The sequence below is a fragment of the Pseudomonas sp. 67(2021) genome (genome assembly GCF_017491835.1).
Lineage (GTDB): Bacteria > Pseudomonadota > Gammaproteobacteria > Pseudomonadales > Pseudomonadaceae > Aquipseudomonas > Aquipseudomonas atacamensis.
The window spans coordinates 1-462 of sequence record NZ_JAFGYL010000092.1; the positions used below are offsets into that span (position 1 = coordinate 1).

Below are 462 nucleotides of genomic sequence, written 5' to 3' on the forward strand. Positions count from 1 at the left end.
GCGCTTTCACCGCGCCATCGATAACCGTAGAGTGTAAACCATTGAGCGGAAAGTCTTCCGCGTAACAGACAGGAAACCACCATGAGCAAAGTTTTAGTTCTGAAATCAAGCATTCTTGCAGGCTACTCACAATCAAGCCAGCTCGCTGACTTCTACATCGAACAGGCAAAGGCCCAGGGTAAAGAGGTTACCGTACGTGACCTGGCGGCTAACCCGATCCCGGTACTGGATGGCGAGTTAGTGGGTGCAATGCGTCCCTCTGATACCCCGCTGTCACCTCGTCAGCAGGAGGCTCTGGACCTGTCTGATGAACTGATTGCAGAACTGCAGGCTCATGATGAAGTGGTGATTGCCGCGCCAATGTACAACTTCAACATCCCGACGCAACTGAAAAACTATTTCGACCTGATTGCCCGTGCTGGCGTGACGTTCCGCTACACCGAAGCAGGCCCGGAAGGTCTG

Annotated in this window: 1 protein-coding gene; it reads left to right on the plus strand. The window is 53.5% G+C overall.

Annotation, left to right across the window (positions count from 1 at the left end; genetic code table 11):
* Nucleotides 1–81 precede the first annotated feature (81 nt).
* Nucleotides 82–462: NAD(P)H-dependent oxidoreductase (locus tag J5M66_RS26665; RefSeq protein ID WP_207817550.1), on the plus strand; the 381-nt coding region annotated here is incomplete at its 3' end.